This is a genomic window from Aeromonas sp. FDAARGOS 1406, assembly GCF_019048565.1.
In the GTDB taxonomy this organism is placed as follows: domain Bacteria; phylum Pseudomonadota; class Gammaproteobacteria; order Enterobacterales; family Aeromonadaceae; genus Aeromonas; species Aeromonas caviae.
Map to the genome: position 1 here is coordinate 1732582 of NZ_CP077378.1, position 21386 is coordinate 1753967.

General features: G+C 61.9%; 18 protein-coding genes. 13 read left to right on the top strand and 5 right to left on the bottom strand.

The genetic code is table 11. From position 1 onward, the window contains the following. The first annotated feature begins 82 nt into the window (after positions 1-82). The 10 genes from torD (at position 83) to I6L36_RS08165 (ending at position 11206) form a co-directional block, all read left to right on the top strand. Positions 83-751: a molecular chaperone TorD gene (torD, locus tag I6L36_RS08120; protein ID WP_109112682.1), complete on the top strand. Its 669-nt coding sequence runs from the start codon at positions 83-85 to the stop codon at positions 749-751. A gap of 7 nt (positions 752-758) precedes the next feature. Next, complete coding sequence (locus I6L36_RS08125) at positions 759-1127, top strand: hypothetical protein (RefSeq protein WP_109112681.1); 369 nt, start codon at positions 759-761, stop codon at positions 1125-1127. A gap of 106 nt (positions 1128-1233) precedes the next feature. Further along, positions 1234-3021: an EAL domain-containing protein gene (locus I6L36_RS08130; RefSeq protein ID WP_162540595.1), complete on the top strand. Its 1788-nt coding sequence runs from the start codon at positions 1234-1236 to the stop codon at positions 3019-3021. Between the two features lie 175 nt (positions 3022-3196). Further along, positions 3197-5143 carry an acetate--CoA ligase gene (gene acs / locus I6L36_RS08135; RefSeq protein WP_114522745.1) on the top strand — a complete coding sequence of 649 codons (1947 nt, stop codon included), beginning with the start codon at positions 3197-3199 and terminating at the stop codon, positions 5141-5143. Positions 5144-5426: 283 nt separating this feature from the next. Next, the gene (gene aroQ / locus I6L36_RS08140; RefSeq protein WP_039040307.1) at positions 5427-5876 is read left to right on the top strand and encodes a type II 3-dehydroquinate dehydratase; all 450 of its coding nucleotides are present in this window, start codon (positions 5427-5429) and stop codon (positions 5874-5876) included. A gap of 36 nt (positions 5877-5912) precedes the next feature. Next, positions 5913-6374: an acetyl-CoA carboxylase biotin carboxyl carrier protein gene (gene accB / locus I6L36_RS08145; protein WP_010675405.1), complete on the top strand. Its 462-nt coding sequence runs from the start codon at positions 5913-5915 to the stop codon at positions 6372-6374. 15 nt (positions 6375-6389) lie between these two features. Beyond that, on the top strand, positions 6390-7730 hold the full coding sequence (gene accC, locus I6L36_RS08150) for an acetyl-CoA carboxylase biotin carboxylase subunit (protein ID WP_039040308.1): 1341 nt from the start codon (positions 6390-6392) through the stop codon (positions 7728-7730). Positions 7731-7998: 268 nt separating this feature from the next. Further along, entirely contained in the window at positions 7999-8247 is a 249-nt protein-coding gene (locus I6L36_RS08155) for a YhdT family protein (protein ID WP_039040309.1), read from the top strand. Further along, the gene (gene panF, locus I6L36_RS08160; protein WP_042014456.1) at positions 8237-9694 is read left to right on the top strand and encodes a sodium/pantothenate symporter; all 1458 of its coding nucleotides are present in this window, start codon (positions 8237-8239) and stop codon (positions 9692-9694) included. Before I6L36_RS08155 ends, panF begins: the two co-directional genes overlap by 11 nt. 87 nt (positions 9695-9781) lie before the next feature. Next, positions 9782-11206 carry a PTS transporter subunit EIIC gene (locus I6L36_RS08165; protein ID WP_109112679.1) on the top strand — a complete coding sequence of 475 codons (1425 nt, stop codon included), beginning with the start codon at positions 9782-9784 and terminating at the stop codon, positions 11204-11206. Here the strand turns inward: I6L36_RS08165 and I6L36_RS08170 are convergent, their stop codons facing one another. Then, positions 11207-12079 carry a LysR family transcriptional regulator gene (locus I6L36_RS08170; protein ID WP_042014452.1) on the bottom strand — a complete coding sequence of 291 codons (873 nt, stop codon included), beginning with the start codon at positions 12077-12079 and terminating at the stop codon, positions 11207-11209. Positions 12080-12179: 100 nt separating this feature from the next. Here I6L36_RS08170 and I6L36_RS08175 point away from each other — a divergent pair, with 100 nt between their 5' ends. Continuing rightward, complete coding sequence (locus tag I6L36_RS08175) at positions 12180-13196, top strand: zinc-binding alcohol dehydrogenase family protein (protein WP_010675411.1); 1017 nt, start codon at positions 12180-12182, stop codon at positions 13194-13196. Positions 13197-13516: 320 nt separating this feature from the next. Here I6L36_RS08175 and I6L36_RS08180 read toward each other — a convergent pair whose 3' ends face one another. Next, entirely contained in the window at positions 13517-14719 is a 1203-nt protein-coding gene (locus I6L36_RS08180) for an ISL3-like element ISAeme19 family transposase (protein ID WP_080988673.1), read from the bottom strand. Between the two features lie 320 nt (positions 14720-15039). On the opposite strand from I6L36_RS08180, the gene prmA reads away from it, so the two are divergent. Beyond that, the gene (gene prmA, locus I6L36_RS08185; RefSeq protein WP_042014450.1) at positions 15040-15918 is read left to right on the top strand and encodes a 50S ribosomal protein L11 methyltransferase; all 879 of its coding nucleotides are present in this window, start codon (positions 15040-15042) and stop codon (positions 15916-15918) included. Positions 15919-16298: 380 nt separating this feature from the next. Then, a complete protein-coding gene (locus tag I6L36_RS08190; RefSeq protein WP_041212489.1) occupies positions 16299-16847 on the top strand; it encodes a sugar O-acetyltransferase in 549 nt (182 codons plus the stop codon). A 20-nt stretch (positions 16848-16867) separates the two neighbouring features. On the opposite strand, the gene I6L36_RS22160 is transcribed toward I6L36_RS08190, so the two are convergent. The 3 genes from I6L36_RS22160 to I6L36_RS08205 form a co-directional block, all read right to left on the bottom strand. Further along, on the bottom strand, positions 16868-17947 hold the full coding sequence (locus I6L36_RS22160; RefSeq protein ID WP_109112936.1) for a methyl-accepting chemotaxis protein: 1080 nt from the start codon (positions 17945-17947) through the stop codon (positions 16868-16870). A gap of 538 nt (positions 17948-18485) precedes the next feature. Continuing rightward, on the bottom strand, positions 18486-19034 hold the full coding sequence (locus tag I6L36_RS08200; protein WP_049636567.1) for an NAD(P)H nitroreductase: 549 nt from the start codon (positions 19032-19034) through the stop codon (positions 18486-18488). Between the two features lie 107 nt (positions 19035-19141). Then, positions 19142-21169, bottom strand: a complete 2028-nt coding sequence (locus tag I6L36_RS08205; RefSeq protein WP_109112938.1) for an NADPH-dependent 2,4-dienoyl-CoA reductase — start codon at positions 21167-21169, stop codon at positions 19142-19144. Positions 21170-21386 lie beyond the last annotated feature (217 nt).

Consider the following 21386-nt stretch of genomic DNA (forward strand, 5'->3'; position numbering starts at 1 on the left):
AGGCCCCATGAGTTTCCTTTATTTTTAAAGTCGTTAGAATCGGGGGCCATCAAGGCTCCCGATTGTCATCCACGGAGGAAAAATGCAGGAATTCATGGCGACCAGCGAACGCCGGGCCGAGCTTTACTGGTGGTTTTCCACCCTGTTTGCTGCCGAACTCAGTGATGCACAGATCGCTGAATACGACACTTATGACGTGCGCAGCTTCTTGAAGAGCCTCTCTACTCTCGACCCCATGCGCGAAGCCGTGGCCGAGCTCAACGATGCCATCGCCCGCCTGCTGGTGCGCCCCGAGCGCCAGACGGCCCTGGCCGCCGACTTCGCAGGCCTGTTCCTGAGCGCTCCCGGGCAGGGTGCCCTGCCCTACGAATCCCTCTACCGGGGCGAAGGCAAGCAGCTGATGCAGGCCCCTATGACCGAGATGCAGGCACGCCTCGATCGCCTCGGCATCAACGTCAGCGACAAATACAATGAGCCTGCCGATCATCTGGCCATCGAGCTGGATCTGATGGGCAGCCTCATCATTCGCGCCGTCGAGTCGACCACCGCCGACCAGCGCGAGGCGTGGCTTGGCGAGCAGGAGTCCCTGCTGCACGGCCACCTGCTGGGCTGGTTCGAGCGCTTCGAGCAGGCCTGCCGGGCCGCCGACAAGTTTGGCTTCTACGGTGCCAGTGCCCGCCTGCTGGGGGTGTTCCTCAAGATGGACGCCAACTACCTCTCCCTGGTCAAACCGGCACCGTCCGCCGACTGAGCCCGGCATGAAGACAGCCCTGCTTCTTATCGCATGCTGGCTGCTGGCCCTGATCCCGCTGGATCAGGGTCTCACTCCCCTCGTGACGCTGCTGTTCAACCCGGACCGCGCGCTCTACGGCACCGCCCAGCTCACCGGCTTTGCCGGCATCCTGCTGACCCTCTACCTCGCCAATCTCGGGGTAGAAGTGGTGCTGCGTCGCCACTTCCAGATAGCGGGCATGCTGGCCCTGCTCGCCGCCTGGACAGATTTCATCAACAGCAGCGGCACCGAGAGCCACTGGCTGGTGCTCTACGCCATGGCGTTGCCGTTTCATCTGGTGGGCTGGCTGGTATTTGTTCGCGGGATCCAGGCGTTTGGCCGCCAGAAAGGCTGACAGCTCGTTGATTTCACACCCTTCTCACACTTTCTTTCTCTCCTGACACTTCCTGCCATACTGACACAGTCGTCCAAATGACAAAGCAATCAATTCAGGAGCCTCCATGGAAAAAGTGCTGCCCGAATCGGTTCCGACACGGCATTTGTCAGGCCCGCTCTCTCCCTACGAGTTGCAACAGCTGTTCGCCCAGGCGCACGTCGGGATTGGGGTCTTCGATCACGAATTCAGGTGTCGCGACGTCAACGGACGCTTTGCCGAACTGACCGGCCTCGCGCGGGCAGAGCACCCGGGCAAGACGCTGTTCGACATTGTCCCTGCCCAGACTCCCCAGCTGCTCCCGCTGTTTCAGCAACTGCGGCAAGGTCCCCCACGATGCACATTTGAGGTGGAAATGGTCGGTCTCTCCCGCGCGGCCTCCCCGGCACGCTGGCAAGTGAGCGTCAGCTCCGTGCTGGATGAGGACGGCTCCTTCAGCGGCATCTTCCTCGTGATGAGGGAATCCGCGCAGACAGGCCCCCACCTCGACGCACCCGCGTCACCCGGCCTCCAGGAGATGGCCCACCGCCATGCACTGCGCCTCTATCAGGCCGAAGCCCGCTTGCAGCACCTCTCCTATTACGATCCCCTCACCGATCTCGGCAATCGCCATCTGCTGCAAGAGCGCCTCACCCTGGAGATAGAGACGGCCAGGGTGAACCACCACGTCCTGGCGCTGCTGTTCATCGATCTCGACGGCTTCAAGCTCATCAACGACAACCTGGGGCACAGTGCCGGCGATCTGCTGCTCAAGCTGTCGGCAGACCGCATTCGCCACTGTCTGCGCCCCGGAGACATCGCCATCCGGCTGGGGGCAGACGAATTTCTGGTGTTGCTGCCCGCCATCAGGGAGACCCAGGATCTACAGGGTCTCATCGAGGCGTTGCAACGCAGGCTGCACGATCCCGCCGACATCGGCCAGGAGTGGGTGAGGCTCTCCGCCAGCATCGGCATCTCCCTCTATCCGGAGCATGGCCAGACCCCGGACAGCCTCATCAGCGCGGCGGACAACGCCATGCATGAAGCCAAGCGCCGTGGCCGCAACGGCTATCTGTTCCACTCCCCCGACATGACGGCACAGACCAGGGAGCGGATGCTGCTGGAGCAGGGACTGCTCAAGGCCATTGAGCAGCAAGAGTTTCGCCTGCTCTACCAACCCATGACGGATCTGGCGGATGGTCATCTCAGCGGCCTGGAGGCCCTGATCCGCTGGCAGCATCCCAGCCTTGGCATGATATCCCCGGACCGTTTCATTCCGGTGGCAGAGGAGTGCGGTCTCATCGAACCACTGGGCGAATGGGTGATGCGCACCGCCTGCCAGCAAGGGCAGCAGTGGCTGGCCGAAGGGCGCGCCGTGCCCAGGCTCTCGGTCAATGTGTCGGTCAGGGAGATGCGCTCCCACGACTACGTGGAGCGGGTGACAGCCATTCTGGCTGCGACCGGTTTTCCTGCCGAGCGGCTGGAGATCGAGGTGACCGAGAGCATCATCCAGAGCGTGGATCACAGTCTGCGGCTCTTCACCCGTCTCAAGGCGCTGGGGGTACAGATCGCCATCGACGACTTCGGCACCGGTTTCTCCTCCCTGAGCCTGCTCAGGAGCCTGCCCATCGATCGCATTAAGATAGACAGGGCCTTCGTCCAGGCGTTGCCCGACGACAAGCACAGCCGCGAGCTGTGCCGTACCATAGTCCAGCTGGCCAGCTCCCTCGGCATGGCCGTCACGGCGGAAGGGATAGAAACCCAGCCCCAGCGCCAGTTCCTGCAATCCCTGCATTGCGAGGAGGGACAGGGCTACCTGTTCAGCCATCCCCTGCCAGAACCCCACCTGCCTTCCCTGCTCCCCGTCCGCCATTGAGCCTTGGCCGCGCCACCACGAAAGTAAAGAAGGGAGCCCATGGCTCCCTTCTTTACCCTCAACGTGTCCTCTCACCTGCTATCTTCGTCGCTATCCAAAAGTCTAATTGCCCTCGGGAACCAAAGGTATAAGTTGTTACTCAATCATTAAGAAAATGTATTCACAGGAGTGAGAGATGAGCGAGAGCAAGGTCTACCCGGTCAAGGCCCACATCGGCAACGGCGCCCTGCTGGACAAGGAAGGTTATGAAGCCATGTATCAGGCGTCGGTGCAGGATCCGGACGCCTTCTGGGGGGAGCAGGGCAAGATCCTCGACTGGATGACCCCCTACACCCGCGTCAAGAACACCTCCTACGATCCGGGCCACGTCTCCATCAAGTGGTATGAGGATGGCCTGCTCAACGTCTCGGCCAACTGCCTGGATCGCCATCTGAGCGAGCGCGGCGACAAGGTCGCCATCATCTGGGAAGGGGACAACCCGGCTGAAGATCGCAAGATCACCTATCGCGAACTGCACGCCGAAGTGTGCAAGTTTGCCAACGTGCTCAAAGCCCAGGGGGTCAAGCGTGGCCACATGGTCTGCCTTTATATGCCCATGGTGCCGGAGGCGGCCATCGCCATGCTGGCCTGTACCCGCATCGGGGCCGTGCACAGCATCGTCTTCGGCGGCTTCTCGCCGGAGGCGCTCTCAGGCCGCATCATCGACTCCGGCGCCTCCGTCGTCATCACCGCCGATGAGGGGTTGCGAGGCGGTCGCCCCATCCCCCTCAAGAAGAACGTGGATGAGGCCCTTACCCACCCGGATACCAAGGTCAGCAAGGTGATCGTCCTCAAGCGCACCGGTGGCAACGTGGCCTGGCACGAGCACAGAGACATCTGGTGGCATGATGCGGTCAACGCCGCCAGCCCGGATTGTCCGCCCGAAGCCATGGGCGCCGAAGATCCCCTGTTCGTGCTCTACACCTCCGGCTCCACCGGCAAACCCAAGGGTGTGCTGCACACCACGGGCGGCTATCTGGTCTATGCCGCCCTCACCTTCAAATACGTGTTCGACTACCACGAAGAGGACATCTACTGGTGTACCGCCGACGTGGGCTGGGTCACCGGTCACTCCTATCTGGTCTACGGGCCGCTGGCCAACGGCGCCACCACCGTCATGTTCGAAGGGGTGCCCAATTACCCGGCCACCAACCGCATGAGTCAGGTGGTGGACAAACACCAGGTCACCATCCTCTATACCGCCCCCACCGCCATTCGCGCACTGATGGCCAAGGGCAAGGAGGCTGTCGAAGGCACTTCCCGCACCAGCCTGCGCATCATGGGGTCGGTGGGTGAACCCATCAACCCGGAAGCCTGGGAGTGGTACTACCGCACCATCGGCGACGAGCGCTGCCCCATCGTCGACACCTGGTGGCAGACCGAGACCGGCGGCATCCTCATCACTCCGCTGCCCGGCGTCACCGCGCTCAAGCCCGGCTCGGCCACTCGTCCCTTCTTCGGAGTACAGCCTGCTCTGGTGGACAACCTGGGTGAGCCGCTGGAAGGCGCCACCGAGGGCAACCTGGTGATCACCGACTCCTGGCCCGGCCAGATGCGTACCGTGTTCGGCGATCACGAGCGCTTCGAGCAGACCTACTTCTCCACCTTCCCGGGTCGCTACTTCACCGGCGACGGTGCCCGTCGCGACGAGGACGGCTACTACTGGATCACCGGCCGGGTGGATGATGTACTCAACGTCTCCGGCCACCGCATGGGCACCGCCGAAATCGAGTCCGCTCTGGTGGCCCATCCGAAAATCGCCGAAGCGGCGGTGGTGGGCGTTCCCCACGAGATCAAGGGACAGGGCATCTACGCCTATGTCACCCTGATCGCCGGGGCAGAGCCGAGCCGCGAGCTGCACAAGGAAGTGAAGGAGTGGGTGCGCAAGGAGATTGGCGCCATCGCGACCCCGGACGTGATCCACTGGGCCGAGGGGCTGCCCAAGACCCGTTCCGGCAAGATCATGCGGCGTATCTTGCGCAAGATCGCCACCGGCGAAACCGACAGCCTGGGGGATATCTCCACCCTGGCGGATCCGGGGGTCGTGGACAAGCTGATCCGCGAGAAGTCGGAAGCGGCGTGAGTCTCTTCCCCACGTCAACAGAGCCGGCCACGTGCCGGCTTTGTTGTCTTCGGGATCCGGACAGGGCAGAGTTCGGTGGCAGGCCGGGCTTGCGGGCAAACCAGGCCAATAAATAGCCAGATGTAGAGATTAGACCAGTAAAATGCTGCTAATTTTCACGAAATCAATATAATTGCGAAATCTGTGTGTCAGGGCACACCGATTTGTGCAAAAATTGGCTAGATTTTTGGTAGTCCAAAGATAGCTGATAGATAGCAGCATAATCATCGAGGATGTACTCAATATGTCGCAACATCACCGAATCCTCCTGCTCAACGGCCCCAATCTGAATCTGCTGGGCAAGCGGGAACCGGGAATCTACGGCAGCAAGACGCTCGATGAGATCGTCGCCGATCTGACGCGCAGCGCCAGCGAACTCGGTGTCACCCTGGAACATCTGCAATCCAATGCCGAGCACGAGCTGATCGGCCGCATCCATCAGGCCATGGGCCAGGTGGATTTCATCATCATCAATCCCGCCGCCTTCACCCATACCAGCGTTGCCCTGCGCGATGCCCTGCTGGGTGTGGCCATCCCCTTTATCGAGGTTCACCTGTCAAACGTTCATGCCAGGGAGCCCTTCCGTCATCACTCCTATCTGTCTGATGTCGCCAAGGGGGTGATCTGCGGGTTGGGTGCCGATGGTTACCAATTCGCTTTAACCGCGGCCGTGCATCAGTTGCGCGCGGCTTGATAATCACTGATCAGATAAAGAAGAAAGAGAATGCTAATGGATATCCGCAAAATCAAGAAGCTGATTGAACTGGTTGAAGAGTCCGGCATCGCCGAGCTGGAAATCTCCGAAGGGGAAGAGTCCGTTCGCATCAGCCGTAATTTCTCCGGCCAGGTTAGCGTTGCCCCGCAGATGATCATGCCCCAGGCCGCAGCTCAGGTTGCCGCACCGGTTGCCGCTGCTCCGGCAGCAGCCGCTGCACCTGCTGCCGATGCCGCCCCGAGCGGTCATCTGATGCGCTCCCCCATGGTGGGCTCCTTCTACCGCTCCTCCAGCCCGGAAGCCAAGCCGTTCGTGGAAGTCGGTCAGCACGTCAATGTCGGCGACACCCTGTGCATCGTCGAAGCCATGAAAATGATGAACCAAATCGAGTCTGACAAGGCCGGCGTGATCAAAGCGATCCTGGTTGAAAATGGTCAGGCCGTCGAGTTTGACGAGCCGCTGTTCATCATCGAATAAGGGAAAATGCCACCCATGTTGGACAAAGTAGTCATCGCCAACCGCGGTGAAATTGCCCTGCGGATCCTGCGCGCCTGCAAAGAGCTCGGGATCAAGACAGTGGCCGTTCACTCCACTGCCGATCGGGAGCTCAAGCATGTGCTCCTGGCGGACGAAACCATCTGCATCGGCAAACCTGCCAGCGGTGAGTCCTACCTCAATGTGCCGGCCATCATCGCCGCCGCCGAGGTGACCGGTGCCGTCGCCATCCACCCGGGCTACGGCTTCCTCTCCGAGAATGCCGACTTCGCCGAAGTGGTCGAGAAATCCGGCTTCATCTTCATTGGCCCGCGCGCCGAGACCATTCGCCTGATGGGTGACAAGGTCTCTGCCATCGAGGCGATGAAGAAGGCGGGCGTGCCCTGCGTACCCGGCTCCGACGGCCCGGTGGACAACGATGCCAAGCGCAACGCCGCCATCGCCAAGCGGATCGGGTATCCGGTGATCATCAAGGCCGCCGGTGGCGGTGGTGGTCGCGGCATGCGCGTGGTGCGCAACGAGGCCGAACTGGCCTCCGCCATCGCGCTGACCAAATCCGAAGCGGGCCAGTTCTTCAAGAACGACATGGTCTACATGGAGAAGTACCTGGAGAACCCGCGCCACATCGAGATCCAGGTGCTGGCTGACGGTCAGGGTACCGCCCTCTATCTGGGTGAGCGGGACTGCTCCATGCAGCGCCGTCACCAGAAGGTCGTGGAAGAGGCGCCGGCCCCCGGCATCACCGAGGAGATGCGCAAGTTCATCGGTGAGCGCTGTGTGCGCGCCTGTCTCGAGATCGGCTACCGCGGTGCGGGTACCTTCGAGTTCCTGTACGAGAACGGCGAGTTCTATTTCATCGAGATGAACACCCGTATCCAGGTGGAACATCCGGTCACCGAGATGGTCACCGGCGTCGACCTCATCAAGGAGCAGCTGCGCATTGCCGCCGGTCAGCCCCTGTCGATCACCCAGCAGGACATCCGCATCCGTGGCCATGCCATCGAGTGCCGGATCAATGCCGAAGATCCGGCCACCTTCCTGCCCTCTCCTGGTCTCATCCAGCGCTTCCACGCGCCGGGCGGCCTGGGCGTGCGCTGGGAATCCCACATCTATGCGGGTTACAAGGTCCCCCCCTACTACGACTCCATGATCGGCAAGCTGATCTGCTATGGGGAGAACCGTGACGTGGCCATCGCCCGCATGCGTCACTCCCTCGACGAGCTGGTGGTGGAAGGGATCAAGACCAACATCGCCCTGCAAAAAGAGATCATGAAGGACGAAAACTTCCAGCACGGTGGCACCAACATCCACTACCTGCACAAGAAGTTGGGTCTGTAATGGCTTGAGACCCGACCCATTGAGCACGGTGGCAGCACAGAGCAGCCACTACCTGCACAAGAAGTTGGGTCTGTAATGGCTTGAGGCCCGGCCCATTGAGCACGGTGGCCGCATGAGCAGCCACTCCCTGCACAAGAAGTCGGGTCTGCAAAGACCCCTTTCATCGGGATATTGCGCGATCCACCCGGATCGCCAACGTAAAAAAGGGCCATGGCGACATGGCCCTTTTTTGTTATTCTTGCGCCCCGCTCACTCGTCGGAGGCCACAGTGAACCGTTTCGCACTCGCCCGTCGGGAAGCAGCCTTCTGCCTGCTGCTGACCCTGCTCTATTTTGTCGCCTGGTATGGCTCGGCTTATTTCATCCCCGAGGATCTCGAGCTGTGGGACCTGCCCCTCTGGTTCCTGCTCAGTTGCATCCTGATGCCCCTGCTGTTCATCGGCCTCTGCGCCCTCATGGTGGATCGCCTGTTCGTCGATATTCCCCTGGATAGCGAGGTACCACCCCATGAATCTTGAGCTGATGCTGCCGCTCTGCATCTACCTGGTGCTGGTACTGGGGGTCGGTTTCTGGGCCAGTCGCCACCGGACCGGCGGCAACTTCATGCAGGAGTACTTCATCGGCAACCGCAGCATGGGGGGGCTGGTGCTCGCCATGACCCTGGTGGCCACTTATACCTCTGCATCGTCCTTCATCGGCGGGCCGGGTGCCGCCTACAAGGTCGGCCTCGGCTGGGTGCTACTGGCGATGATCCAGCTGCCCACCGTCTGGCTCACCCTGGGGGTGCTTGGCAAGAAGTTCGCCATCATCGCCCGCCGGGTCAACGCGGTGACCATCAACGACATGCTGTGGGCCCGCTACCAGAGCAGGGCGGTGGTCGTGCTGGGTTCGGTCACCATCATCCTCGCCTTCATCGCCACCATGGTGGTGCAGTTCATCGGCGGCGCCCGCCTGCTGGAAACGGCGACCGGCCTCAGCTATCAGCAGGGGCTCTTCCTGTTTGCCAGTTGCGTGCTGCTCTACACGGTGATCGGCGGCTTTCGCGCCGTGGTGATGACGGATGCCCTGCAGGGCATCGTCATGCTCATCGGCACTGGCGCCCTGCTGGCGGGCATCCTCATCGCCGGTGACGGGTTGCCGAATCTTGTCCACCAGCTCAAGGAGATAGATCCCAAGCTGGTGAGCCCCCAGGGGGCCGGCGACATGCTGACCCAGCCCTTCATGCTAAGCTTCTGGGTGCTGGTCTGCATCGGGGTGGTGGGCTTGCCCCACTCGGCGCTGCGCTGCTTTGGCTACCGGGACAGCAAGGCGCTGCACCGGGGCATCCTCATCGGCACCATCGTCTGCGCCCTGCTGATGTTCGGCATGCACCTGGCCGGGGCACTGGGCCGCGCCATCCTGCCCGGCATGGACAGCCCGGACAAGATCATGCCCTCCCTGATGATGGAGGTGCTCCCCCCCTGGCTGGCCGGGGTCTTCCTGGCGGCCCCCATGGCGGCCATCATGTCTACTATCGACTCCCAGCTGATCCAGGCCTCCGCCACCCTGGTGAAAGATCTCTACCTCAATTACCTCAACCCCAGGCAGGAGAAGCTGGAGGTCCGGGTGCCGCGCCTCTCCCTGCTCTGCACCCTGATCCTGGGTACCCTGGTGCTGCTGGCGGCGCTCCAGCCCCCCGAGATGATCATCTGGCTCAACCTGCTCGCCTTCGGCGGCCTGCAGGCGGTCTTCCTCTGGCCCCTGGTGCTCGGCCTCTACTGGTCCAGGGCCAACGGCCCGGGAGCCCTGGCCAGCATGGTCTGCGGCATCCTCTGTTACGGTACCTTGAGCCAGTGGGGGATCAAGGTGGCCGGTCTGCACGCCATCGTCCCGAGCCTGGCCCTTGGCCTGGCGGCCTTTGTTCTTGTCAGCCTGCTCACTCCTGCCCCGGATCAGCGTGTCCGTCGATTGTTTGATCAAAATTAAGAAAAGGATCAATAAAGGAAGGCTCGCCTATTCCCAAATGGGGGCTCACGGGTAAAATGTGCGCCACGTCACAAATACCGTGCCCCCATGCCAGTCCAGAACGCCAGAAAGATCCTGACCCAGTCCTTGCAGCGCCTCGGCTATGCCCTGTTGCTGCCCGTCTCCATCCTGCCCCTGGCCGCCCTGCTCCACCGGCTCGGCCAACCGGACGTGCTGGATCTCGCCGTGCTCTCCCTCGCCGGTCGCGCCCTGTTCAGCCAGATGCCGCTCATCTATGCGGTGGCCATCGCCTTCGGGTTGAGTCGCCAGGGTCAAGGAGCTCAGGCGCTCGCCGGTGCGGTCAACTTCCTGCTGCTGAGCTCGGCGCTGGGCACCCTGGTGCCCGGGCTGCATGCGGACATGATCTGCGGCCTGCTGGCCGGGCTCGTCACCGCCATGGTCTGCTCCCGGGCCCGCGCTCTGCGGCTGCCGGGCTGGTTGCGCCCCCTGCAGGAAGATCTGCCGGGCATGTTGCTCTCGGCGCTGGCCTGCCTGCTGCTGGTGCTCCCCCTCTCCATCCTCTGGCCGCTGCTGGAACAGGGGCTCACCCTGCTCGCCTCCGATCTGCTCACCACGCCCTTTGGCGCCTTCTGCTACGGCGTGCTGAACCGGCTGCTGATCCCCCTCGGCCTGCACCAGGTGCTGGGCAGCCTCATCGGGCTCGGGGAGAGCAACCTGCAAGCCCTCTCGACCGCCCAGCCGCTGCATGAAGGCTATGTGGCCGGGCTCTATCCGGTCATCATGTTCGGCCTGCCCGGTGCCTGTTTTGCCATCTGGATCCATCGCCAGCGGATGCAGCAACTGCCCCAGGGAGGGCTGCTGCTCACCCTGGCGCTCACCTCGGCACTGGTGGGCATCACGGAGCCCATCGAGTTCCTGTTTGCCTTCACCGCTCCCTGGCTGTTTCTGGCCCATGCCCTGCTGACCGGGCTGTCGCTGGCCATCTGCAGCGGGCTCGACATCCAGGTGGGCAGCTACTTTTCCGCCGGATTGCTGGATCTGGTGCTGAGCTACCACGCCGGTCTGCACAGCTTCTGGCTCATCCCCCTGGGCATCCTCTTCTTCGTCGTCTATGCCCTGCTCTTCTCCCGGCTGCTGGAACACGCCCCCCTCAGTCTGCCGGGCAAACCCATGGCCGAGGATCTCTCTCGGCTCGCGACCGTGGCCCCCACCGATCCCCAGATGCTGGCTATCCAGTACCTCAAGATGCTGGGGGGCATGGACAACCTGCAGGCCATGAGCGTCTGCCTGACCCGCCTCAGCCTGCGGGTTCGCGACATGGCCCTGGTGGATCAATCCTGCCTGGCCAGACTGGGCTGCCTCTCCTGGGTCGTGCTCAACGAACATCAGCTGGTGCTGGTGCTCGGCCCCCATGCAGGCCTCATCGAAGGGCAGATCCGCATGCTGGCGGAACGCCAGTCGGTCCCGCTCGGTCTCGAACCGGCTCAGGCTCCTCTTGGCCAGCACCAGTGATCAGGCGAAGGGAAGACGTTCGGCCACGAAGTCCATCAGGCTGCGAAGGGCGGGGGCCAGGTGTTCCCGGCTCGGGTAGATGAGATAAAAGGGGTTCACCGGAACCAGGAGATCCGGCAGCACCTTGAGCAGTCGCCCCGCCGCCAGATCGTCGCCGCAGACATGGGCCGGCAGCAGGGCAATCCCCCCGTCATGGAGTGCCAGCTCCCGCAGCGCCAGCAGGCTGTTGCTCTGGCAGGCCCCGCGAGGGCGCCAGCCCCCTTCCTGCAATGGCCACACCGGCAAGGAGCCATGCACCAGGCAGGCGTGTCCGGCCAGTTCCGAGAGTTGGAGCGGCGTCCCGTTGGCCGCCAGGTAACCGGGAGATGCCACCAGATGGCGCGCCACCTGGCCGATGCGCCGGCAGATGAGGCTGGAATCTTTCAGCGGCGCTGCCCGCAGCGCCAGATCGTAACCTTCCCCCACCAGATCCAGCTGTTCATCGCAAAGGGTCAGCTCCAGCACCACCTCGGGGTAGAGGGCGCGAAATTCGGCCAGTATCCGACCAAGCAGCAAGGTTCCCGTGGCTTCGGGAGCAGTGATCCGCACCCGCCCTCCAGGAGCCGCGCGCAACCGCGCCATCGCCAGATTGGCGCTGCGCGCCAGTGCCAGCAGCTCCTGACAATGGGCCACATAGACCTCCCCCTGGGGTGTCAGGCTGAGCCTGCGGGTGGTGCGTTGCAGCAACCTCACCCCGAGCCGGGATTCAAGGCGCGAGATCTTCTGGCTCACCGAGGACTTGGGCATGCCGAGCACCTCGGCCGCCCCGGTGAAGCTCCCCTGCTCCACCACGGTGGCGAACAACCCCATCAACTCCAGTTCGACATTGTTCATATATTCAAACAGTCTTTACCAATTACCCATCTTAATGTTGATAATCATCCAGACTAGAGTGAGTGGCAATCCCGAACACTGCTATTTGAAAGGAAAAGCCATGAAAGCCATTGCCCTGACTCACTATCTGCCAAGCAACCACCCCCACTGCTTCATCGAGAGCGATCTGCCCGATCCGACACCGGGCCCGCGGGATCTGCTGGTACGGGTCAACGCCACCTCCATCAATCCGGTCGACACCAAGGTACGCGCCCCCAAGGACAAGGTCGAAAGCAGCCCCCGCGTACTGGGCTGGGACGCCGTGGGCGAGGTGATCGCCGTCGGTAGCGACGTCACCTTGTTCAAGGCCGGTGACAGGGTCTGGTATGCCGGCGACATCAGCCGCCCGGGCAGCAACAGCGCCCTGCAACTGGTGGACGAGCGCATCGCCGCCATCGCCCCAGTCACCCTGACCGATCTGGAAGCCGCCGCCCTGCCGCTCACCGCCATCACCGCCTGGGAAACCCTGTTCGAGCGCATGAGCCTCACCCGCGAAAGCACCGGGCGACTGCTGATCATCGGGGGCGCCGGCGGAGTCGGTTCCATCGCCATCCAGCTCGCCCGCCAGCTCACCGGCATGGAGGTGATCGCCACCGCATCGCGCCCCGAAACCCGGGAATGGTGCCTGGACATGGGGGCCCACCAGGTGGTGAGCCATCACCATCTGCAGGCGGAGCTCAAGGCGCTCGGCATCAGCGAGGTGGATGCCATCTTCTGCACCAACGCCACCGAGCAGCACTGGAACACCATGGCCAGCCTCATCCGTCCGTTTGGTCATATCTGCACCATCGCCGAGTCCAGTGACCCCTGGGATCTGGGTCTGCTCAAACCCAAGAGCGTCACCTTCAGCCAGGAGTTCATGTTTACCCGCTCCCTGTTCCAGACCCCGGACATGATCGAGCAGCACAACCTGCTCGGCCGGGTCGCGGCCCTGATCGATGAAGGGGTGCTCAAGACCACCCTCAGCAAGGTGGTGCCCGAACTGACACCCCTCACCCTGGCCCGGGCTCATGCCGAGCTGGAAGCGGGTCGCATGGTGGGCAAGCTGGTGATCGACATGAGCGGTTTCCATCGCTGAGGCGCCGCCAGAGCGGGTATCGTCGTCCTGACTATTCCCTTGTAGGTAAATAAATGCACCATCATGGGGTGAAATCACCAGTGACAAGCCCCAAGAGTGCACAGCCCCGCAGGTGACCTTTGTCCCTGACGGGGCATCTCCCCCGAAAAAACCATAAAAAAGAGGCCATCCCGTCGGGATGGCCCTAAAAACCTGAACGTTGGGGTAACAATCACACACATATCCTTATGCAGGACATCTGTAACTTTGCAGATAGCGTGCCAATCTCTGCTTTTCCCTCCCAATTAACCGCTTTTCAGCGCACTGGCATAAAAAAAGGTTCATCGCGGCTTTCCGGGGAAGGCCGCCTTGATTTTCAGAAAAAAGTATTCTGAGTCCCTAAATCCATATGCCATGCGCTTTATCACTTTGATCTTGTTGTTCACCCCTTCCAGCACACTCGTGTGCATCGGGTAGTTTGCACTCGCCAGGATCCCCCGCATATATTTCGATAAATTTCGACCAAATCGTTGCAGCGGCGCTAGCCCGCTTTCCTTCACCTGCCGCATCCAGCTCCGCCATCGTCGCCATCCTTCCCACACGCTCGGCGCATACCAGATGCCCTTCAACGCCTCTTTCAGCACGTACACCATCGCCAGCGGTTGATTCGCCGCCAACAGCTCCTGCAACTTCACATCCTGTTTTTCACTCAGCTTCGCCCGATTACGTAGCAGCAACCAACGCGCACTTTTGACCACTTTTCGCGCCGGTTTATCGCTTTTCAGTGCATTCGCCTGCTCCACTCGCACCCGGTCCACCACCTCTCGGCCATAGCGAGCCACCACGTGGAACAGGTCGTAGACCACCTCCGCCTGCGGGCAGTGTTGCTTCACCTCCAGGTCGAACGCCGTGTTCATGTCCATCGCCACCGCCTCAATCTGCTGGCATCGCTCGCCGAGCTGCTCGAAGAAGGGACGGATAGCGGCCCGACTGTTGCCGTGCCCCACCCACAGGACGCGGGTTCGCTCGGCATCCATGATCACGGTGGCATAGCGGTGTCCCTTGTGCAGGGCAAACTCATCCATCACCAGCCGCCGCACCTCCCCAAGTTCGATGGTGCCCACACTAGTCTGCAAACGGCGCTTGTCGATCTCCTTGATGGTGTGCCAACCGACCCCGGTGAGCTGGCTGACATGGCGGATGGGGAGGTACTGAACGAGCGCTTCAATCCAGCACTGCATGCGCCGGGTGAGGCGGGAGCCAGAGGGGAGCCAGTCGATATGTTCACTGACGCGACCACAGCGCAGACAGTCGACGCGGCGAACAGGCAGTTGTAACCAGACTTGTCGGTCAAATAGGTCTCGCTCACGCACCCGGCGGATACGTTGGTCGTGGATCAATGGCGTGGGTTGCAGGCATCGGCGACAACGGGGCAAGAAGTCGGCGCGAGGCTCAAGGGTAAACAGGGTGTGATGGTTGGCAGAAAGCGCTTGGGCGATGACGGTATAACCTGGCCAGAAGGAGGTAATATCAATATGATGCACGGCGACAGCAGGGTGATGGTGGTGGTGTGTTTGGCGACAACCAGTTTACCAGCACCCTGTCTGTCAACTTCCACTTTCCCAGGATCCCGCGAAGAACCTAAAAAAAGCCACCCGAAGGTGGCTGAAAAAAGATGACGGAACTTCATAGAGCAAAGCATTCAGCGGGAACAAGTTGCTTCCCGTCACCCATGAAGGAATACATTAACCGTGCCAACTTGGCAGAGTTACCTCCCTTCCCCATGAGGCCATGGTCAAACCACGACAGCACGGGCCCATGATGATAGAATCCCGCGGTTTCACATTTATGAAGAGCCGACGCCATGCCCTGGATACAAATTCGAATCAACGCCACTGCCAAGACCGCAGACAAGGTGAGCAACATGCTGCTGGGGCGTGGGGCCCAGGCGGTGACCTTTATGGATGCCAAGGATGTGCCCGTCTATGAGCCCATGCCCGGTGAAACCCCGCTCTGGGGCGAGACCGAAGTAATGGGACTGTTCGACGCCGAAACCGATCCGGCTCCCACCATCGCCTTCTTCCAGCAGATCTTCGGTAAAGACGTGGGCTACAAGGTGGAGCAACTGGAAGACAAGGACTGGGTGCGCGAGTGGATGGATCACTTCCACCCCATGCAGTTCGGCGAGCGGCTCTGGATCTGCCCGAGCTGGCGCGACGTGCCGAACCCCGATGCGGTCAACGTCATGCTGGACCCGGGCCTGGCCTTCGGCACCGGTACCCACCCCACAACGGCACTCTGCCTGCAGTGGCTGGACGGGCTGGATCTGGCCGGCAAAACCGTCGTCGACTTTGGTTGCGGCTCCGGCATCCTCGGCATCGCCGCCCTGAAACTGGGGGCTGCCCGGGTCATCGGCATCGATATCGATCCTCAGGCCATCCAGGCCAGCCGTGACAACGCCGAGCGAAATGGCGTTGCCGACCAGATCGAACTCTACCTGCCGGCGGATCAGCCGCAAGACGTCGAAGCGGACGTGGTGGTCGCCAACATCCTGGCCGGCCCGCTGCGGGAACTGGCGCCGCTTATCGCTGGCCACGGCAAGGCGGGCAGCCTGATGGCCCTCTCCGGCGTGCTGGAAAGCCAGGCGCCAGAGCTGGAGACCATCTATGGCCAGTGGTTCGAAATGGACCCGACTGCGGTGAAGGAAGAGTGGTGCCGCCTCTCCGGCCGCAAACTCGGCTGATAAGCAACAAGCCACGGCAGTTGCCAACCCATCAGCCGCACACTCGGCTGATAAGCAACAAGCCACGGTGGCTGCCAACCCATCGGCCGCAAACTCGGCTGATAAACAACAAGCCACGGCAGTTGCCAACCCATCGGCCGCAAACTCGGCTGATAAACAACAAGCCACGGCAGTTGCCAACCCATCAGCCGCACACTCGGCTGACAAGCAACAGGTCACAGCGGCAACACTTAGGTCGTTGAACGACAAGGGCACCCCAGCAGGGTGCCCTTGTCGTTTCCGGACGCCCGTTCTCCTTCTGCCCACTCTGGGGAGAGCCTCACGCTTCTCTGCCTCCCGATGGCTTATCCTCTCTTCCTCCACCCCATCGAGGCCCAGTCATGACCGAATACGAGAAGATGATCGCCAGCCAGCCTTACAACTGCATGGCACCAGAGCTGGATCTGTTGCGCCGGGAGACGGCCCGCCTGTACCGCCGCTTCAATCGCAGCGACGAGGAGGATGAACAACTGGCGCTGCTGCAGCAGATCGTCGGCGAGCTGGCCCAGGGTGCCTTCATCTGCCCGCCCCTCTACTGCACCTATGGCCGCCACATCCACCTTGGCAAGGGCAGCTACATCAACATGGGGGCCACCCTGCTGGACAATGCCCCCATTCGCATCGGCGCCGAGGTAATGATTGGGCCGAACGTGCAGATCTACACCGCCGCCCATGCGCTGGACGCCGATGAGCGTATTCAGGGGGTTGAGACGGCACTGCCGGTCACCATCGAAGACAGGGTCTGGATTGGCGGCGGCGCCATCCTGCTGCCCGGCGTCACCATAGGGCGGGAAGCCGTCGTGGGTGCGGGCTCGGTCGTGACAAGAGATGTACCTGCCGGTGCCAGGGTGGCAGGCAACCCGGCACGGCTGCTACCAGTCAAAGGTTGAGCGGAAGGCCCGAGGCTCGCTCAGGCGCTTTCCAGCAAGCGGTCGATGCAGTGCACCACCTGCATGCTGGCGTTTTCCATGGTCTTGAGCTGCTCGACCATGCTTTTGATATCCCCCTGCTCGCGCGCGTGCAGGGCGGCCTTGCCGCTCTCGTGGACCCGTTTGTGGGGCCCGTCCAGTTCACGAAAGCCCGGCTTGTGGGCGAAGAGCTCCGCACCCTGCCCCTCGAAATACCATTTGCCCAGCCTGCACTGAGCGTGGTCGCTCACCGGCTCGTGAAAATGCTGCTGATCGATGAGCCGATAGATGGTGTTTTTCCAGACGGCGTGATCCAGCTTGGTGGTATTGAGGAAGGAGGTGGAGGCCGCACTGTGGATCACCTGCTGCATCCGGTCTGATTGTGCCAGTACCTGGGTCACCACCACATCGATCTGGGAGGAGGAGATCGCCACCTCGGCGGCACTGGCCTGGTTGTCATCGATGATGGACTTGATCTCCTGCGCCTGGGCCACTATCTGTCTGACCAGCACCTCTATCTGGCTGCTGGCTTCATGGGCCTTGCTCGCCAGCTGACGCACCTCATCGGCGACCACGGCGAAACCTCGACCAGCTTCACCGGCCCTGGCCGCCTCGATGGCCGCATTGAGTGCCAGCAGGTTGGTCTGATCCGAAATGCCCTGGATGGCGGTCACGAACTGGTTGATGGCGGATGTGCTGGCATCGAGCTGATGGACGGCTGCGAGGCTGCGAGCCGCCTCATCCGTGATGGCATGGGCGCGATTGGAGAGACGGGTGATGGCGCCCCGGGTCTGGGCAAAGAGCTGATCCAGCTCGCAGAGCGCTCCCTTTTCCGCCATCAGGTGTTCGGCACTGCCGGCCAGCGCTTCCCGCACGCTCTGCAGCATCTCACCTCCCTGGTTCTGGCAGGAGATCACCTGATTGAAGAGATCGCCACGCTCCCGGCTGGTGCGCTGCATGTGCTCGTATTCACCGATGGTGGCACGCAATTCGGCCAGCTCGCGCTGGTGCTGCTGCTCTTTGAGAAGCAACGCCTCCCTGAGCTGTTGATTCTCTTTTTCAAGCTTGCGGTTGAACCACATATGGTCTCCAGATGGCAAAGGTGCGGGCAGTCGACGTCAAAGGGAAGCCTCTGGCTCTCTTGTCTCTGCCGATGCTGGCGGATCCCGGGCCGGATTTCACCTGCAAATGCAGGATATTTGACCCTGATCCTGATTCCAATCGAGGCCACATCAATGACTGTGCAAAAGATCGCCACAAAGAGGCCGGGTGAGGTAGAGAAGAGGCGGAGGAGAAAGAACGCTGACGTGCCAGCCCTACAAAAAATGAAGCCCAATGTCATCAAGACGTTGGGCTCTAAAAAGGTGCTACGGAATTGCGACTCTCATCGCAGAAAATTAGAAGGGGTCACCTTCTAAACTGGCAGTGGGATAATAACGTGGCGCAAACGTTTTACATAGCGTAATAAACCAGGAGTGAGAAGAATCTCTCACAATTCAAAAAATGTCCGGCCAACCCCCTTCTCCCCTCTTGGCAAGTGCGCATTTATCAGTACAGCCTGACGGCTCTGTCAGAAAACAAAAAAGCCCTGAATAATCAGGGCTTTTGGCGTTCTGCGCTTCAGAAGCTGCGCACGAAGTCCTGGATGGGCAACTCGCGCAGCTTGCGGGCCTCCAGCATGGGGGTGCCAAGGTAGAGGAAGCCCACCAGTTGATCCTCCGGTGCCAGCCCCAGTGCACCATGGATCTGCTCGTCGAAGATGAACCAGCCGGAGCGCCAGATGCCGTTGAAGCCCTGGGCCTGGGCCGCCATCTGCATCGCCATCAGGGCGCAACCGGCAGAGAGCTCCTGCTCCAGTTTCGGTACCTTGGGGTGCGCCTGATAACGGGTCGCCACCGCGATCACCAGGGGAGCACGCAGTGGCGCGGCGCGGCACTTCTCGACACTGTCCGCATCCTCGCCACGGGCAAGGGCGGCATCGGCCAGCAATGTCCCCAGGCGCTCACGCCCCTCCCCTTCAAACAGGATGAACTGCCAGGGGGTCAGAGTGCCGTGATCCGGCGCCCGCAGCCCGGCCTTGAGGATATTGTCGAGCACTTCGCCACTCGGGGCAGGCTCGGCCAGACGACCACAGGAGTGGCGATTGAGTAACAGATGGAGGGCATCCATGGGGCAGTTCCTTGTCAAAGGCGATGATGGCGCTACCTTAGCACAGCACCAGATGAAGAAAACCCCTGAGGTTCAGGGGTTTGTCAGGATACGAAAGGGTCGGGCGGCTAGATGACGGCAGCCAGCTCCGCCCCTTGCCGGATGGCGCGTTTGGCATCCAGCTCGGCGGCCACGTCGGCACCGCCGATGATGTGCACCGGCTTGCCCGCGGCCTGCAGACCGGCCTGCAACTCCTTGAGGGGCTCCTGTCCGGCACAGATGATCACCTGATCCACCGGCAGGCACTGCTGCTGGTCGCCCACCTGGATGTGAAGCCCGGCATCGTCGATGCGCAGATACTGGACGCCGGAGAGCATCTGCACCTTGCGATTCTTGAGCACGGTGCGATGGATCCAGCCGGTGGTCTTGCCAAGGCCGTCGCCCACCTTGCTCTCCTTGCGCTGGAGCAACCAGATCTGGCGCTCGGGCGCATCGATTTCGGGGGTAGTCAGGCCGCCGCGCTCACCGAGCTGCTTGTCGATGCCCCACTCCTTGAGCCAGTGATCGCGATGGCTTGCGGCATCCGGCGATCCTCTCTTCTCCACCAAGTATTCGGCCACGTCAAAGCCGATGCCGCCGGCACCGATCACTGCCACCTTCTCGCCCACCGGCTTGTGATCACGCAAGACATCGAGGTAGCTCATCACCTTGGCATGCTCGATACCCGGGATATTGGGAGTGCGCGGGCGGATGCCGGTGGCGAGGATCACCTCGTCAAAACCGCCGCCCAGCAGGCTCTCGGCACTCTGGCGCTGGCCCAGATAGAGCTCGACGCCGCACTTCTCCAGCCGTTTGGCGAAGTAGCGCAGGGTTTCTTGAAACTCCTCCTTGCCCGGGATCTGCTTGGCAAAGTTGAACTGGCCGCCGATTTCGCTCGCCTGATCGAACAGGCTTACCTGATGGCCCCGCTCGGCGGCATAGCAGGCAAACGCCAGCCCCGCAGGACCCGCCCCCACCACCGCCAGCTTCTTGGGCTGGGGCACCCGGCCAAACGTCAACTCGGTCTCGAAACAGGCGCGGGGATTGACCAGGCAGGAGGCACGCTTTTGCTTGAACACGTGGTCGAGGCAGGCCTGGTTGCAGGCGATGCAGGTGTTGATCTCGTCCGCCCTGTCTTCAGCCGCCTTGATGACGAACTCGGGGTCCGCCAGGAAGGGGCGCGCCATGGAGACCATGTCCGCCTCCCCCCCCGCCAGGATGCGCTCCGCCACCTCGGGGGTGTTGATGCGGTTGGTGGTGATGAGGGGCACCTTGAGGTGCTTTTTCAGCTCGGCGGTCACCCAGCTGAAGGCACCGCGCGGCACGCTGGTGGCGATGGTGGGAATGCGCGCCTCGTGCCAGCCGATACCGGTGTTGATGAGGGTCACCCCCACCTGCTCCAGTGCCCGGCCAAGTGCGATCACTTCCTCAAGGGAGGAGCCCTGCTCCACCAGATCCAGCATGGAGAGGCGGAAGATGATGATGAAATCCGGGCCCACCCGCTCACGGATGGCGCGGACAATCTCCACCGGGAAGCGCATGCGGTTTTCGCTGCTGCCGCCCCAGCCATCGGTGCGCTTGTTGGTGCGTTCGCAGATGAACTGGTTGATGAGATAGCCTTCCGACCCCATCACCTCGACCCCGTCATAACCGGCCGCCTTGGCCAGCGCCGCAGTGGCGGCGAAGTCGCGAATGGTGCCGCGGATCTGCCGCTCGCTCATGGCCCGCGGCTTGAACGGGGAGATGGGAGCCTTGAGGGCGCTCGGCGCCAGGCTGAACGGATGGTAGGCGTAGCGGCCCGCATGAAGGATCTGCAGCGCTATCTTGCCCCCTTCCTGGTGCACTGCCTCGGTCACCTTGCGGTGTTTGGCTACCTGCCAGGGAAAGCTCAGCTGGGAGCCGTGGGGCACCAGCCGCCCCCGCAAATTGGGGGCGATACCGCCGGTCACGATGAGACCGACCCCGCCACGGGCCCGCTCACCATAGAAGGCGGCCAGCTTGTCAAAGCCCCCCTTTTCCTCCTCGAGGCCGGTGTGCATGGACCCCATCAGTACGCGGTTGCGCAACTGGGTAAAACCCAGATCGAGGGGGGTCAGCAGCGTGGGATAACGGCTCATGATGCACTCCTTGTCGAGGTCGATGTGCACGGGGTCATGCTCCAGCCTTCCTGGCTGCCTCGGGTGACGGGCAGTAAAAAGAAGGGGTAGGTGGAGGTGGGGCCGGCTCATCGGGCCTTTCAGTTAATTTTTTGTTATCAAACTGGAGCTAGAGTAAAGAATCGAAAACTCTTTTTCAAACAAATGTTTGGACATTTTTTCAGCGAACAGCCGTGTT

Bases quoted from the DNA above. Each gene is read 5' to 3' on its own strand.
- aroQ (WP_039040307.1), top strand. From the start codon at position 5,427: ATGTCGCAACATCACCGAATCCTCCTGCTCAACGGCCCCAATCTGAAT.
- accB (WP_010675405.1), top strand. From the start codon at position 5,913: ATGGATATCCGCAAAATCAAGAAGCTGATTGAACTGGTTGAAGAGTCC.
- I6L36_RS08175 (WP_010675411.1), top strand. From the start codon at position 12,180: ATGAAAGCCATTGCCCTGACTCACTATCTGCCAAGCAACCACCCCCAC.
- I6L36_RS22160 (WP_109112936.1), bottom strand. From the start codon at position 17,947: ATGTGGTTCAACCGCAAGCTTGAAAAAGAGAATCAACAGCTCAGGGAG.
- I6L36_RS08205 (WP_109112938.1), bottom strand. From the start codon at position 21,169: ATGAGCCGTTATCCCACGCTGCTGACCCCCCTCGATCTGGGTTTTACC.
- I6L36_RS08190 (WP_041212489.1), top strand. From the start codon at position 16,299: ATGACCGAATACGAGAAGATGATCGCCAGCCAGCCTTACAACTGCATG.
- I6L36_RS08130 (WP_162540595.1), top strand. From the start codon at position 1,234: ATGGAAAAAGTGCTGCCCGAATCGGTTCCGACACGGCATTTGTCAGGC.
- I6L36_RS08200 (WP_049636567.1), bottom strand. From the start codon at position 19,034: ATGGATGCCCTCCATCTGTTACTCAATCGCCACTCCTGTGGTCGTCTG.
- accC (WP_039040308.1), top strand. From the start codon at position 6,390: ATGTTGGACAAAGTAGTCATCGCCAACCGCGGTGAAATTGCCCTGCGG.
- prmA (WP_042014450.1), top strand. From the start codon at position 15,040: ATGCCCTGGATACAAATTCGAATCAACGCCACTGCCAAGACCGCAGAC.
- I6L36_RS08125 (WP_109112681.1), top strand. From the start codon at position 759: ATGAAGACAGCCCTGCTTCTTATCGCATGCTGGCTGCTGGCCCTGATC.
- acs (WP_114522745.1), top strand. From the start codon at position 3,197: ATGAGCGAGAGCAAGGTCTACCCGGTCAAGGCCCACATCGGCAACGGC.
- torD (WP_109112682.1), top strand. From the start codon at position 83: ATGCAGGAATTCATGGCGACCAGCGAACGCCGGGCCGAGCTTTACTGG.
- I6L36_RS08165 (WP_109112679.1), top strand. From the start codon at position 9,782: ATGCCAGTCCAGAACGCCAGAAAGATCCTGACCCAGTCCTTGCAGCGC.
- I6L36_RS08170 (WP_042014452.1), bottom strand. From the start codon at position 12,079: ATGAACAATGTCGAACTGGAGTTGATGGGGTTGTTCGCCACCGTGGTG.
- panF (WP_042014456.1), top strand. From the start codon at position 8,237: ATGAATCTTGAGCTGATGCTGCCGCTCTGCATCTACCTGGTGCTGGTA.